Annotated in this window: 14 protein-coding genes; 9 read left to right on the forward strand and 5 right to left on the reverse strand. The window is 50.2% G+C overall.

Annotation, left to right across the window (positions count from 1 at the left end; genetic code table 11):
- The first annotated feature begins 13 nt into the window (after positions 1–13).
- The 8 genes from pheT (at position 14) to selO (ending at position 8,035) form a co-directional block, all read left to right on the forward strand.
- The gene (gene pheT, locus C1192_RS03725; protein ID WP_038354299.1) at positions 14–2,401 is read left to right on the forward strand and encodes a phenylalanine--tRNA ligase subunit beta; all 2,388 of its coding nucleotides are present in this window, start codon (positions 14–16) and stop codon (positions 2,399–2,401) included.
- A 4-nt stretch (positions 2,402–2,405) separates the two neighbouring features.
- Positions 2,406–2,705 carry an integration host factor subunit alpha gene (ihfA, locus tag C1192_RS03730; protein ID WP_001229265.1) on the forward strand — a complete coding sequence of 100 codons (300 nt, stop codon included), beginning with the start codon at positions 2,406–2,408 and terminating at the stop codon, positions 2,703–2,705.
- 100 nt (positions 2,706–2,805) lie between these two features.
- Entirely contained in the window at positions 2,806–3,786 is a 981-nt protein-coding gene (gene btuC / locus C1192_RS03735) for a vitamin B12 ABC transporter permease BtuC (protein ID WP_038354300.1), read from the forward strand.
- Positions 3,787–3,847: 61 nt separating this feature from the next.
- Entirely contained in the window at positions 3,848–4,288 is a 441-nt protein-coding gene (locus C1192_RS03740; RefSeq protein ID WP_038354301.1) for a thioredoxin domain-containing protein, read from the forward strand.
- On the forward strand, positions 4,288–5,037 hold the full coding sequence (btuD, locus tag C1192_RS03745) for a vitamin B12 ABC transporter ATP-binding protein BtuD (protein ID WP_000029478.1): 750 nt from the start codon (positions 4,288–4,290) through the stop codon (positions 5,035–5,037). Before C1192_RS03740 ends, btuD begins: the two co-directional genes overlap by 1 nt.
- Positions 5,038–5,114: 77 nt before the next feature.
- Positions 5,115–5,579, forward strand: coding sequence for a C40 family peptidase (locus tag C1192_RS03750; RefSeq protein WP_001209789.1), 465 nt, complete (start codon positions 5,115–5,117; stop codon positions 5,577–5,579).
- Between the two features lie 243 nt (positions 5,580–5,822).
- On the forward strand, positions 5,823–6,536 hold the full coding sequence (locus C1192_RS03755) for an EAL domain-containing protein (RefSeq protein ID WP_000866247.1): 714 nt from the start codon (positions 5,823–5,825) through the stop codon (positions 6,534–6,536).
- 62 nt (positions 6,537–6,598) lie between these two features.
- The gene (selO, locus tag C1192_RS03760; protein WP_038354302.1) at positions 6,599–8,035 is read left to right on the forward strand and encodes a protein adenylyltransferase SelO; all 1,437 of its coding nucleotides are present in this window, start codon (positions 6,599–6,601) and stop codon (positions 8,033–8,035) included.
- Between the two features lie 3 nt (positions 8,036–8,038).
- Here the strand turns inward: selO and hemP are convergent, their stop codons facing one another.
- The 3 genes from hemP to ppsR form a co-directional block, all read right to left on the reverse strand.
- On the reverse strand, positions 8,039–8,230 hold the full coding sequence (gene hemP, locus C1192_RS03765) for a hemin uptake protein HemP (protein WP_001516313.1): 192 nt from the start codon (positions 8,228–8,230) through the stop codon (positions 8,039–8,041).
- 131 nt (positions 8,231–8,361) lie between these two features.
- Positions 8,362–9,408 carry a 3-deoxy-7-phosphoheptulonate synthase AroH gene (gene aroH / locus C1192_RS03770; RefSeq protein ID WP_038354303.1) on the reverse strand — a complete coding sequence of 349 codons (1,047 nt, stop codon included), beginning with the start codon at positions 9,406–9,408 and terminating at the stop codon, positions 8,362–8,364.
- 156 nt (positions 9,409–9,564) lie between these two features.
- A complete protein-coding gene (gene ppsR, locus C1192_RS03775; RefSeq protein WP_000368060.1) occupies positions 9,565–10,398 on the reverse strand; it encodes a posphoenolpyruvate synthetase regulatory kinase/phosphorylase PpsR in 834 nt (277 codons plus the stop codon).
- Positions 10,399–10,730: 332 nt separating this feature from the next.
- Here ppsR and ppsA point away from each other — a divergent pair, with 332 nt between their 5' ends.
- A complete protein-coding gene (gene ppsA / locus C1192_RS03780) occupies positions 10,731–13,109 on the forward strand; it encodes a phosphoenolpyruvate synthase (RefSeq protein WP_038354304.1) in 2,379 nt (792 codons plus the stop codon).
- Between the two features lie 56 nt (positions 13,110–13,165).
- On the opposite strand, the gene C1192_RS03785 is transcribed toward ppsA, so the two are convergent.
- The gene (locus tag C1192_RS03785; protein ID WP_077784507.1) at positions 13,166–14,107 is read right to left on the reverse strand and encodes a CoA-transferase; all 942 of its coding nucleotides are present in this window, start codon (positions 14,105–14,107) and stop codon (positions 13,166–13,168) included.
- Positions 14,108–14,253: 146 nt separating this feature from the next.
- Positions 14,254–15,012, reverse strand: a complete 759-nt coding sequence (aroD, locus tag C1192_RS03790; protein WP_038354305.1) for a type I 3-dehydroquinate dehydratase — start codon at positions 15,010–15,012, stop codon at positions 14,254–14,256.

The following is a 15,012-nucleotide window of genomic DNA, read 5'->3' on the forward strand; positions in this document are numbered from 1 at the left end:
GCAGGAATAGATTATGAAATTCAGTGAACTGTGGTTACGCGAATGGGTGAACCCAGCGATTGATAGCGATGCGCTGGCGAATCAAATCACTATGGCGGGTCTGGAAGTTGACGGTGTAGAACCGGTTGCCGGTAGCTTCCATGGCGTGGTTGTTGGTGAAGTAGTTGAGTGCGCACAGCATCCAAACGCTGACAAACTGCGAGTGACGAAAGTCAACGTTGGTGGTGATCGCCTGCTGGATATTGTCTGTGGCGCACCAAACTGCCGTCAGGGCCTGCGTGTGGCGGTAGCGACCATTGGTGCTGTTCTGCCGGGTGATTTTAAAATTAAAGCGGCGAAACTGCGTGGCGAACCGTCTGAAGGGATGCTGTGCTCTTTCTCCGAGCTGGGCATTTCTGACGATCATAACGGCATTATTGAACTGCCAGCGGATGCGCCGATTGGTACTGACATTCGTGAATACCTGAAACTCGATGATAACACTATCGAAATCAGCGTTACGCCAAACCGTGCCGACTGCTTAGGCATCATTGGTGTTGCGCGCGACGTTGCTGTGCTGAACCAGTTGCCGCTGGTTGAACCGGAAATCATTCCGGTTGGTGCAACCATTGACGATACGTTGCCGATTGCAGTAGAAGCGCCTGAAGCCTGCCCGCGTTATCTTGGTCGCGTCGTAAAAGGCATTAACGTTAAAGCCCCAACTCCGCTGTGGATGAAAGAAAAACTGCGTCGCTGCGGCATTCGTTCTATCGATGCGGTCGTTGACGTGACCAACTACGTGCTCCTTGAACTGGGTCAACCGATGCACGCTTTCGATAAAGATCGCATTGAAGGCGGTATTGTGGTGAGGATGGCGAAAGAGGGTGAAACGCTGGTGTTGCTCGATGGCACTGAAGCGAAGCTGAATGCTGACACTCTGGTTATTGCTGACCACAACAAGGCACTGGCAATGGGTGGCATCTTCGGCGGCGAACATTCTGGCGTAAATGAAGAAACGCAAAACGTTTTGCTGGAATGCGCTTTCTTCAGCCCGCTGTCTATCACCGGTCGTGCTCGTCGTCATGGCCTGCATACCGATGCGTCTCACCGTTACGAGCGTGGTGTTGATCCGGCACTGCAGCATAAAGCAATGGAACGTGCGACTCGTCTGCTGATTGACATTTGCGGCGGTAAAGCAGGTCCGGTTATCGATATCACCAACGAAGCAACGCTGCCGAAGCGTGCGACTATCACTTTACGTCGCAGCAAACTGGATCGCCTGATCGGCCATCATATTGCCGATGAGCAGGTTACCGACATTCTGCGTCGCCTCGGCTGCAAAGTGACCGAAGGTAAGGACGAGTGGCAGGCAGTTGCGCCGAGCTGGCGTTTCGACATGGAGATTGAAGAGGATCTGGTCGAAGAAGTCGCTCGTGTTTATGGCTACAACAACATTCCGGACGAGCCGGTGCAGGCGAGCCTGATTATGGGCACTCACCGCGAAGCTGACCTGTCGCTCAAACGTGTGAAAACGCTTCTCAACGACAAAGGCTATCAGGAAGTGATCACCTACAGCTTCGTGGATCCGAAAGTTCAGCAGATGATCCACCCGGGTGCAGAAGCGTTACTGCTGCCAAGTCCGATCTCGGTTGAAATGTCAGCAATGCGCCTTTCTTTGTGGACTGGCCTGCTGGCAACGGTAGTGTACAACCAGAACCGTCAGCAAAACCGTGTGCGTATTTTCGAAAGTGGCCTGCGTTTTGTTCCGGACACCCAGGCACCATTGGGCATTCGTCAGGATCTGATGTTAGCTGGTGTTATTTGCGGTAACCGTTATGAAGAGCACTGGAACCTGGCAAAAGAGACCGTTGATTTCTATGATTTGAAAGGTGATCTGGAATCCGTTCTCGACCTGACTGGTAAACTGAATGAGGTTGAGTTCCGTGCAGAAGCGAATCCGGCGCTGCATCCTGGACAATCCGCAGCGATTTATCTGAAAGGTGAACGCATTGGTTTTGTTGGGGTTGTTCATCCTGAACTGGAACGTAAACTGGATCTCAACGGTCGCACTCTGGTGTTCGAACTGGAGTGGCGCAAGCTCGCAGACCGCGTGGTGCCTCAAGCGCGCGAGATTTCTCGCTTCCCGGCGAACCGTCGCGACATCGCGGTTGTGGTCGCAGAAAACGTTCCCGCTGCGGATATTTTATCCGAATGTAAGAAAGTTGGCGTAAATCAGGTAGTTGGCGTAAACTTATTTGACGTGTACCGCGGTAAGGGTGTTGCGGAGGGGTATAAGAGCCTCGCCATAAGCCTGATCCTGCAAGATACCAGCCGTACACTCGAAGAAGAGGAGATTGCCGCTACCGTCGCCAAATGTGTAGAGGCATTAAAAGAGCGATTCCAGGCATCATTGAGGGATTGAACCTATGGCGCTTACAAAAGCTGAAATGTCAGAATATCTGTTTGATAAGCTTGGGCTTAGCAAGCGGGATGCCAAAGAACTGGTTGAACTGTTTTTCGAAGAGATCCGTCGCGCTCTGGAAAACGGCGAGCAGGTAAAACTCTCTGGCTTTGGTAACTTCGATCTGCGTGATAAGAATCAACGTCCGGGACGTAACCCGAAAACGGGCGAAGATATTCCCATTACAGCACGGCGCGTGGTGACCTTCAGACCAGGGCAGAAGTTAAAAAGCCGGGTCGAAAACGCTTCGCCCAAAGACGAGTAATCTGATCTAACTAAAAAGGCCGCTCTGCGGCCTTTTTTCTTTTCACTCCCGCTGAGTCACCGTAAAATCAACAGCATTATTCTGAAGCTGAACGGATATCATGCTGACACTTGCCCGCCAACAACAGCGACAAAATGTACGCTGGTTATTTACCTTGTCAGCATTAATGCTGCTGGCGCTTCTTTTAAGCCTTTGTGCTGGTGAGCAATGGATCTCGCCAGATGACTGGTTTACCCCCCGAGGCGAGCTTTTTATCTGGCAAATACGTCTTCCGCGCACGCTGGCTGTGCTATTGGTTGGAGCGGCGCTGGCATTGTCCGGTGCAGTGATGCAGGCGTTATTTGAAAACCCATTGGCAGAACCCGGGCTACTCGGCGTCTCTAACGGTGCAGGTGTGGGGCTTATTGCTGCTGTATTGCTGGGGCAAGGGCAATTACCTGAGTGGGCGCTGGGACTTTGTGCAATTGCTGGTGCGCTCATTATCACTTTAATTCTCTTACGTTTTGCTCGTCGTCATCTTTCGACCAGCCGATTATTGCTGGCGGGGGTTGCATTAGGGATTATCTGTAGTGCATTAATGACGTGGGCCATCTACTTTTCCACTTCTGTTGATTTACGGCAGTTGATGTATTGGATGATGGGCGGCTTTGGCGGCGTTGAGTGGCGGCAAAGTTGGTTGATGCTGGCGTTGATTCCCGTACTGCTGTGGGTCTGCTGCCAGTCCAGACCGATGAATATGTTAGCGCTTGGTGAGATCCCGGCGCGACAGTTAGGTTTGCCTCTGTGGTTCTGGCGCAATGTGCTGGTGGCCGCGACCGGCTGGATGGTCGGCGTCAGTGTGGCGCTTGCTGGTGCTATCGGATTTATTGGGTTGGTGATCCCGCATATTCTGCGGCTGTGCGGGTTAACCGATCATCGTGTATTGCTTCCCGGCTGTGCGTTGGCGGGAGCTACCGCATTGCTTCTCGCTGATATTGTCGCTCGCCTGGCGCTGGTTTCCGCCGAGTTGCCCATTGGTGTGGTCACCGCAATCCTGGGAGCGCCGGTGTTTATCTGGTTATTGTTAAAAGCAGGGCGTTAGCCGCAAAAGACGGTCTATGATTAAAAGCTAAGATTTTTACTGACCTCATCCAGGAGACACGATGCAAGATTCCATACTGACCACCGTAGTGAAGACGATTGACGGTGAAGTGACCACGCTGGAGAAATATGCCGGTAATGTGCTACTGATTGTCAATGTCGCCTCAAAGTGTGGCTTAACGCCGCAATATGAACAGTTAGAGAACATTCAGAAAGCTTGGGCCGATCGTGGTTTTATAGTATTGGGATTTCCGTGCAACCAGTTTCTTGAGCAAGAGCCGGGCAGCGCCGCAGCGCCGACCGCCGTTGCGCCGGAAGAAAGCGGATTCTATGCGCGCCTGGCCAGTAAGGGTCGGGCACCACTGTATCCTGATGATATTTTATGGAATTTTGAAAAATTCTTAGTGGGCAGGGATGGTAAGGTTATCCAGCGTTTTTCCCCGGATATGACGCCGGAAGATCCTATTGTGATGGAAAGCATTAAACTGGCGTTGGCGAAATAATGTCTATTGTGATGCAGTTACAGGATGTTGCGGAATCAACCCGCCTGGGGCCGCTTTCTGGCGAAGTCCGGGCAGGGGAGATCCTGCATCTGGTGGGGCCGAACGGCGCAGGCAAGAGTACGTTGCTGGCGCGGATGGCCGGAATGACCAGCGGTATGGGAAACATTCAGTTTGCTGGCCAGCCACTGGAAGCATGGTCCGCGGCGAAGCTCGCGCTGCATCGTGCTTACCTTTCGCAGCAACAAACGCCGCCATTTGCTATGCCGGTATGGCATTACCTGACCATGCATCAGCATGATAAAACGCGTACTGACCTGCTAAATGATGTTGCCGGGGCGCTGGCCCTTGATGACAAGCTCGGACGTAACACTAATCAACTTTCCGGCGGTGAATGGCAACGAGTGCGTCTTGCTGCGGTGGTACTGCAAATCACGCCGCAAGCCAATCCTGATGGTCAATTGCTGCTTCTCGATGAACCCATGAACAGCCTTGATGTTGCCCAGCAAAGTGCGTTAGACAAAATTCTGAGCGCGCTGTGCCAGCAAGGACTGGCGATAGTGATGAGCAGTCACGATCTCAATCACACATTGCGTCACGCGCATCGGGCCTGGTTACTTAAACAAGGGAAACTGTTAGCCAGTGGACGCCGGGATGAAGTTTTGACGCCGCCGAACCTGGCCCAGGCTTACGGGATGAATTTCCGCCGTCTGGACATTGAAGGACACAGAATGCTGATTTCGACTGCCTGATAGCAATAGCATCTTGAAAATCGGGTAATTTCGACGCTAAATTAATGCAAGAATAAAAAACAGAGGATTCGTACGGAATGCGTTTCTGCCTTATTTTAATCACAGCACTGTTTCTGGTTGGGTGTAGCCATCACAAAGCGCCGCCGCCAAATGCCAGACTTTCTGACTCTATTACCGTCATTGCCGGTTTGAACGATCAACTACAAAGCTGGCATGGCACACCTTATCGTTATGGCGGCATGAGTCGTCGTGGGGTGGACTGCTCAGGCTTTGTGGTCGTAACGATGCGCGATCGTTTCGATTTGCAGTTGCCGCGTGAAACAAAGCAGCAGGCCTCTATCGGTACTCAAATTGATAAAGAAGAGTTGCTGCCAGGCGATCTGGTTTTTTTCAAAACTGGCTCCGGGCAAAATGGTTTACATGTGGGTATTTATGATACCAACAACCAATTTATTCATGCTTCTACCAGCAAAGGGGTGATGCGCTCTTCCCTTGATAATGTCTACTGGCAGAAAAATTTCTGGCAAGCAAGACGGATCTAGTATGTCAAAAAGGACGGTGATGATACATCGCCGTCCTTTTACTTCTGAATAAAGTAGTATTTTTCAGACAAAAATTCCGTAAATGGAATATTCGTTTATAATTAGGATAATCTTAAAAGGGACCCCTGAAAAAGTGGTTAACAAGGAAAAAATGAAAGTTATCCGATCTGTATTTTTTATGCCTTATGGTCTCATCTTTTTTAGCCGGAATTGCAAAAACATTCCTGGAGAAGGGTGGTTACCATGAAGGTTCTACTGGAGAATGTTTATCATTCTGATTGCTATTTTCTGCCGATAAGAGATAGTCAGCAAAATCTTGTTGGGATTGAATTAATAACCCATTTCTCCAGTGAAGACGGTACGGTTCGCATCCCGACGACGCGGGTTATGGCGCAACTTTCCGAGGAGCAGCATTGGCAGTTATTTGTCGAGCAGTTGGAATTACTTAAATCATGCCAACATTTTTTTATTCGACACAAACTCTTTGCATGGGTTAATTTGACACCGCAAGTGGCAAGGTTATTATTAATTGATAATAATTACGCAGCCCAACTATTAAAAATCCCCTTTGTTGAATTGCGGATTAATGAAAATTATCCACAGCTTAATGAGGGGAAAGATAATTACAACCTTTTGCACTTATCGCAAATTTTTCCATTGGTATTGGGAAATTTAGGTGCGGGAAACAGTACCATGAAAGCGATATTTGATGGTCTTTTCACCCGAGTTATGTTGGATAAAGGCTTTGTTCAGCAACAAATAGCTAATACATCCTTCGCGCCATTTATTCGTGCTATTCATGCGCAAATATCACCCTGTTGCAACTATATCATTGCGGCGGGTATTGATACCTCAGGAATGTTGGCGAAAATAACGCCGTATGGTTTCCATGCCCTACAAGGAAGCTTATGGCCAGCCGTTCCCGTAAGCAAGGTAACAACCCTGGTTCAGCGATAACCCCTTTGTTTGCTGGTGTTTAAGACGAGGGTTACCGTCTACACTATCAGACAGGAGGATCTATGACCCTGTCTTTTATTACTCGCTGGCGTGATGAATTACCTGCAACTTATACATCACTTTCCCCCACGCCTTTAAATAATGCCCGGCTGATCTGGTATAACGCCGAACTGGCTAATACGCTGGGTATTCCATCGTCGCTGTTTGAAAGTGGCGCGGGCGTCTGGGGAGGAGAAACATTACTACCGGGCATGTCACCACTGGCGCAGGTCTACAGTGGTCATCAGTTTGGCGTCTGGGCGGGCCAGTTGGGTGACGGGCGCGGCATTCTACTTGGTGAGCAACAGCTTGCCGATGGCACCACAATGGACTGGCATTTGAAAGGTGCGGGGCTGACGCCTTATTCGCGAATGGGCGATGGACGGGCGGTATTACGCTCTACGATTCGCGAAAGCCTCGCCAGCGAGGCGATGCATTACCTGGGCATTCCAACGACGCGCGCTTTAAGTATTGTCACCAGCGATACGCCGGTTTATCGGGAAACGGTGGAATTGGGCGCGATGCTGATGCGTGTGGCGCGCAGTCACTTACGATTTGGCCACTTCGAGCACTTTTATTATCGCCGCGAGCCGGAAAAAGTTCGCCAGTTGGCTGATTTTGCCATTCGTCATTACTGGCCGCACCTTCAGGATGATGAGAACAAATACCGTCTCTGGTTTACCGATGTTGTCGCACGTACCGCGTCGTTAATTGCTAACTGGCAGACAGTCGGCTTTGCACATGGCGTGATGAACACTGACAATATGTCAATTCTCGGATTGACGCTCGATTACGGACCGTTTGGTTTTCTTGATGATTACGAACCGGGCTTTATCTGTAATCACTCGGATCATCAAGGGCGTTACAGTTTTGATAATCAACCTGCCGTCGCGTTGTGGAATTTACAGCGTCTGGCACAGACATTATCGCCATTTATTTCTGTGGATGCGTTGAATGAGGCACTGGACAGCTATCAGCAGGTTTTGTTGAGCCAATATGGGCAACGGATGCGCCGAAAACTGGGCTTCATGACGGAACAAAAAGAGGATAACGTTTTGCTGAGTGAATTATTCAGCCTGATGGCGCGAGAGCGCAGCGATTATACCCGCACATTCCGCATGTTGAGTCTGACCGGGCAGCACAGCGCGGCATCACCACTGCGTGATGAATTTATTGATCGTGCGGCGTTTGATAACTGGTTTGCGCGTTATCGGGCGCGTTTGCAGCAAGATGAAGTCACCGACAGCGAACGTCAGCAACTTATGCAGAGCGTCAATCCGGCGCTGGTGTTGCGTAACTGGCTGGCACAACGGGCCATCGAGGCGGCAGAACAAGGCGATATGACGGAGTTACATCGCCTGCATGAGGCGTTGCGAAATCCTTTCAGCGACAGAGATGATGATTATGTCAGCCGTCCACCGGACTGGGGCAAACGGCTGGAAGTCAGTTGTTCAAGTTAAACGCTACTTGGTCAGCAACAGTTTGCCTGCCTGTGTTTTACGTAGCAGATATTCTTGTCCGTCATGATCAATGATGAGCTTGCCATCCGGACCTAGCAGTGTCTGGCTGGCAATCCGCCGAATGGGCTGTGGGGAAGGAGCCTTCTGATTTGCATCCGTTTTAGGCGTGAGTCTGCTGCTATCCGTATAGCTCATAAAAATTAATAATAATTGATATAACAATGATTCTTATTATCAATATAATATTGCGTCAGGGCAAGTAATAATTCGTTGTGAAGACAACAGGTTGAGCAGAAATGCCCATTCCCGACGGAATGGGCACGCATTCAGAAGCGGGTATCTACCGCAGAGGCGAGTTTTTCGATCAGGTGTTCGGTATCTTCCCAGCCTAAACACGGGTCGGTAATGGATTGGCCATAGGTGAGCGGCTGACCGTTGACAATTTTTTGCGTACCTTCGCGCAGGAAACTTTCCGCCATAATGCCGGCAATCGCCGTAGAGCCATTGCGGATTTGCTGACAAATATCTTCACAGACTTCTAACTGGCGACGATGCTGCTTCTGGCAATTGCCGTGGCTGAAATCCACCACCAGATGTTCTGGTAAATCAAACTCGTGCAATGTATCGCAGGCGGCGGCGATATCATCGGCATGGTAATTCGGTTTTTTGCCGCCACGCATAATAATGTGGCCATACGGGTTGCCGCTGGTCTGGTAAATGGTCATCTGGCCGTTTTTGTCTGGCGAGAGGAACATATGGCTGGCGCGGGCAGCACGGATTGCATCTACGGCAATCCGCGTGTTGCCATCAGTGCCATTTTTAAAACCTACCGGGCAGGAGAGAGCTGAAGCCATTTCACGGTGGATCTGGCTTTCGGTTGTGCGTGCGCCAATCGCCCCCCAGCTAATCAGATCGGCAATAAACTGACCGGTCACCATATCGAGAAACTCAGTGGCAGTGGGCACACCCAGTTCATTCACCTGCAACAGTAACTTGCGCGCCAGTTCGAGGCCGTGATTTACGCGATAGCTGCCGTTTAAATCCGGGTCGGAAATTAATCCTTTCCAGCCGACAACGGTGCGCGGTTTTTCAAAATAAGTGCGCATTACGATTTCCAGCCGTGACTGGTACTGATTACGCAGCGCCTGCAGACGGGTGGCATACTCCATTGCAGCGGTAAGATCGTGGATCGAACAGGGACCAATAACGACCAACAGTCGCTTGTCTTCACCATTCAATATTTTTTCAATTCTGCGCCGGGAATCAATTACATGGCTGGCAACGCCAGGCGTTACGGGATACCGCAGCGCGAGTTCAGCGGGCGTTACCAGACTCTCGATACGCGCAGTACGGAGTTCGTCAGTTCTGTTCATTACAAGTCTCAGAAATTTGTTGCTTCAACGGCAGGGTTGCCAGGAAGTGATGCGCATCACGATAAACCAATCCCTGCTGATTTCAAGTGCGAGGCAGGCAACACCTCGCGCAATTGACGGCATAGTAACAAAAAAACGAACTTCTATACTAGTTTTCTAGTACATCCTCCGACTAAGTCCCATGATATCAAGGATTTTGGTGGCAATCTCTTCTACCGAATAATTGGTACTGTTGATCCACGGGATCTGATTTTTACGGTACAACGCTTCCACTTCTGCGACTTCCATCCGGCACTGACGCAACGAGGCATAGCGGCTGTTCTCTCTACGTTCTTCGCGAATGGCTGCCAGCCGCTCCGGGTCAATAGTCAGGCCGAACAACTTATGCTGAAGTGGTTTGAGCGACGCAGGCAGGACCAGGTTGTCCATATCATCGGCAATAAAGGGGTAGTTTGCTGCGCGAATGCCAAACTGCATCGCGAGGTAAAGGCTGGTAGGTGTTTTACCACAGCGAGAGACGCCGAGCAGGATCACTTGCGCCTGATCCAGATTGCGCAACGAAATGCCGTCATCATGGGCGAGGGTGTAATCAATCGCCGCAATGCGCGCATCATATTTATTAAGATTATTAGGGTTCAGGCCGTGGGTACGGTGAGCAATTGGTGTCGGGTCCAGCTTCATCTCTTGTTGTAGCGGAGCAACCAGCGCCTGAACAATATCCTGACAAAACCCTTCGCTTTGCAAAATGATGTTGCGAATCTCCGGTAACACAATGGAGTAAAAGACCAGCGGGCGCACGCCCGTCTGCTGGTAAATCGCGTCGATCTGATCTTTCACCGCCCGTGCACGGCTCTCATTTTCGACAAACGGCAGCGTAATGCTGCTGATAGTAACGGGAAATTGCGACATGACTGCGTGACCTAATACCTCCGCAGTAATTGCCGTACCATCAGAAATATAAAAAACGTGGCGATCAACAGCATTATCCATTTTGTTCTTCCCGAGATGCAGACATAATTCTATGAAAGCATAAATTAAAAATGCACAGAAGCGTAGAACGTTATGACTGGTTTATAAAATGAACCTTCAATTTTATTTTTTATGAAAATAGCATTTCATTTTTATGGTTTCGTTTATACCGATGGTTTATGTGGGAATTATCGAAGATAGTGGATTTGCGCAACGCTGGGAGCAGTCTTAAAAAGCAAAAAAATATATTTGCTTGAACGATTCACCGTTTTTTTCATCCGGTTAAATATGCAAAGATAAATGCGCAGAAATGTGTTTCTCAAACCGTTCATTTATCACAAAAGGATTGTTCGATGTCCAACAATGGCTCGTCACCGCTGGTGCTTTGGTATAACCAACTCGGCATGAATGATGTAGACAGGGTTGGGGGCAAAAATGCCTCCCTGGGTGAAATGATTACTAACCTTTCCGGAATGGGTGTTTCCGTTCCGAATGGTTTTGCCACAACCGCCGATGCGTTTAACCAGTTTCTGGATCAAAGCGGCGTAAACCAGCGCATTTATGAACTGCTGGATAAAACGGATATTGACGATGTTACCCAGCTTGCGAAAGCGGGCGCGCAAATCCGCCAGTGGATTATCGACACTCCCTTCCAGCCTGAGCTGGAAAATGCCATCCGCGAAGCCTATGCCCAGCTTTCTGCCGATGACGAAAACGCCTCTTTTGCAGTGCGTTCCTCCGCCACCGCAGAAGACATGCCGGATGCCTCCTTTGCCGGTCAGCAGGAAACTTTCCTTAACGTTCAGGGGTTTGACGCCGTCCTCGTAGCTGTGAAACATGTCTTTGCGTCCCTGTTTAATGATCGCGCTATCTCTTATCGCGTTCACCAGGGGTACGATCACCGTGGCGTGGCACTCTCCGCCGGTGTTCAGCGGATGGTGCGTTCCGACCTCGCATCCTCTGGCGTGATGTTCTCCATTGATACCGAATCCGGTTTCGACCAGGTGGTGTTTATCACTTCCGCATGGGGCCTCGGTGAAATGGTGGTGCAGGGCGCGGTTAACCCGGATGAATTTTACGTGCATAAACCAACGCTGGCGGCGAATCGTCCGGCTATCGTGCGCCGCACGATGGGGTCGAAAAAAATCCGCATGGTCTACGCGCCGACTCAGGAACATGGCAAACAGGTTAAAATTGAATATGTGCCACAGGAACAGCGTGACATCTTCTCGCTGACCAACGAAGAAGTGCAGGAACTGGCAAAACAGGCCGTACAAATTGAGAAACACTACGGTCGCCCGATGGACATTGAGTGGGCAAAAGATGGTCACACCGGCAAATTGTTCATTGTGCAGGCGCGTCCAGAAACCGTGCGTTCACGCGGCCAGGTCACGGAACGTTATACCCTGCATTCACAGGGCAAGATTATCGCAGAAGGCCGTGCTATCGGTCATCGCATTGGCGCAGGCCCGGTGAAAGTCATTCATGACATCAGCGAAATGAACCGCATCGAACCAGGTGATGTGCTGGTCACCGACATGACCGACCCGGACTGGGAACCGATCATGAAGAAAGCGTCGGCCATCGTCACTAACCGTGGTGGGCGTACCTGTCACGCGGCGATCATCGCTCGTGAACTGGGTATTCCGGCGGTAGTCGGCTGTGGTGATGCAACCGAACGGATGAAAGACGGTGAGAAGGTTACCGTTTCCTGTGCCGAAGGTGACACCGGTTACGTGTATGCCGAACTGCTGGAATTCAGCGTGAAAAGCTCCAGCGTGGAAACCATGCCGGATCTGCCGCTGAAAGTGATGATGAACGTCGGTAACCCGGATCGTGCGTTTGACTTCGCCTGCCTGCCAAACGAAGGCGTGGGTCTGGCGCGTCTGGAATTTATCATCAACCGCATGATTGGCGTTCACCCGCGCGCACTGCTCGAGTTTGACGACCAGGAACCGCAGTTGCAAAACGAAATCCGCGAGATGATGAAAGGTTTTGATTCCCCGCGTGAATTTTATGTTGGTCGTCTGACCGAAGGGATCGCGACGCTGGGCGCTGCGTTTTATCCGAAGCGCGTCATTGTTCGTCTCTCGGACTTTAAATCTAACGAATACGCCAACCTGGTGGGCGGCGAGCGTTACGAGCCGCATGAAGAGAACCCGATGCTTGGCTTCCGTGGCGCGGGGCGCTACGTTTCCGAAAGTTTCCGCGACTGCTTCGCGCTGGAGTGTGAAGCGGTGAAACGTGTGCGCAACGACATGGGGTTAACCAACGTTGAGATCATGATCCCGTTCGTGCGTACCGTTGAGCAGGCGAAAGCGGTGGTTGAAGAACTGGCGCGTCAGGGGCTGAAACGTGGTGAGAACGGGCTGAAGATCATCATGATGTGTGAAATTCCGTCCAACGCCTTGCTCGCTGAACAGTTCCTCGAATATTTCGATGGTTTTTCTATCGGCTCAAACGATATGACACAGTTGGCGCTCGGTCTGGATCGTGACTCCGGCGTAGTTTCTGAACTGTTCGATGAGCGCAATGACGCCGTGAAAGCACTGTTATCAATGGCGATCCGTGCCGCGAAGAAACAGGGCAAATATGTCGGGATTTGCGGTCAGGGCCCGTCTGACCACGAGGACTTTGCAGCATGGTTGATGGAGGAAGGGATCGATAGCTTGTCCCTGAACCCGGATACCGTGGTGCAAACATGGTTAAGTCTGGCTGAACTGAAAAAGTAAAATAAATACCCGGCGGCGTCCTGTCGCCGGGCTTACGCTATTTCCGCATACGAAACTTATTCCATGATTTCGCAATAACGCTGGGTTAATCGCTGAATAATATCTTTCCTTAACAAAAACTTTTGTATTTTACCGGATGGTTTACGTTGGTTAAGGGGCAGGCTAAGTTTGGTGCTGTCATCAAGCGTGAAGTCACCAGAAATAAAGCGATTAACCGGTGCGCCGCCATAAAGCTGAGTTTGATCGGGATCGACAACAACGATATCCACCAGATAGCCCGGAATACGGACAGATTTGGGATGCAGCGTGGCTTTCTTAACCATCTTCTGCACCTGCATCATCACGATACCGCCGTTATTGTGCACCGCCTGGGTAATAACCAATGCGTCGAGATACATCACTTCATCTTCAAAGGTGGCATAGCCTTCGCTGTCGCAGGTGGTGGCGCGAATAAAGGCGATATTCGGCGCAATCGCTTTGTAATAGAGATATTCTTTATTATCAAACTCGACCATTTTAATCAGGTCTTCGTTGGTCACTTCATTAAGTTTTCCGCCTTGTTGGCGAGGGTCGACAAATGTGCCGATACCAATATCGCTAATAATCCCCGGCTGGTGGGCAGCGGCGGCGCGCAATGTTTGGGTGAGCACACCTTGTGGATAGTTATAGGCAACAATTTTATTTTGTTCTGCAAGGTCAGAAATATGCGGCGATTGTCCCCAGTGTCCGCATAATGCCCATTTCACAAGACCTTCTTGCGCCAGCGGACTAATACCGCGATCGCCAAGCCCTGTAGGGCTAATAATTGATAAATTACGCGGTGTCTGGGTCTGCTTATATTTATCAGCAAGAACGGTAATTAATATGGTGGCCTCCAGAATATCGCCGCCAGCGCCTAATATACAAAGTCTTGCTTCGTCGGGGATATAATTTACTGCTTCCTGTGCCGACAGGATCGGCACTCGTCCATTAATACGAGATGGTTTTACAGGTTTCATTATTTTTTTTCTGATTCAGGTGTGAATTTCCCTGCGTCAGCCAGAAAAATAGCGCGCAGATATTCACGGAATATTTTTATTAAATACTCTTAAAATACTTACTTTTATTTCGGCGGGTAAGGCAGTTCCCGCCGGAGCGTTATTTATTATGCCTGATGCAAAATAGTTAATACTGTGCGTAAATCATTCACCGATATTTGCCCCGGCGCAGAGGCTTTTTTTACTGCGCCAAAGGTTGCCGCCGAACCAAATACTTCACCGGCCAGACGAGAAATTACGCCAGTTTTTGCCATCGACATCGTAATGATTGGACGATCGGCATACTGTTCCTGCATCTCCAGGGTCGCGGCAAGTAATGTCAGCACATCGCTGGTGCTTTGTGGCATCAGTGCAATTTTGGGAATATCGGCGTCGAAGGACTGCATTTTGCGCAGACGGGCGATGATTTCTTTGGCCTCTGGCGTTTTATGGAAATCATGATTGGACATGACAACCTTCACATCATGCGCGTGAGCGTAGGCGATGGTTTCTTTAACCTGATCATCGCCGGTAAATAACTCCAGATCGATCATATCGACCAGACCACTGTCGATGGCTGCGCGATTGAGCGCAATATACGCTTCTGTCGAAAGTGCCTGCTCACCGCCTTCTTTGGCGCTGCGGAAGGTAAACAGCAGTGGTTTTTCCGGCATTATCTCACGGATAGCTTTTGCCGCTGCCATGACCGACTCTACACAGGAGAGGTCGGCAAAGTGATCCACGCGCCATTCCAGAATATCAAAGTCCGCTTCACGATAGATGAGAGCTTCAGATTTCACGCTGGCGATATCTTTCGCCATCAGCGAGACTATGATTTTTGGTGCGCCCGTGCCAATGACGAGATCTTTTACGGTTACGGTTTTCAT

Origin of the sequence: Escherichia marmotae (genome assembly GCF_002900365.1) — a bacterium.
Lineage (GTDB): Bacteria > Pseudomonadota > Gammaproteobacteria > Enterobacterales > Enterobacteriaceae > Escherichia > Escherichia marmotae.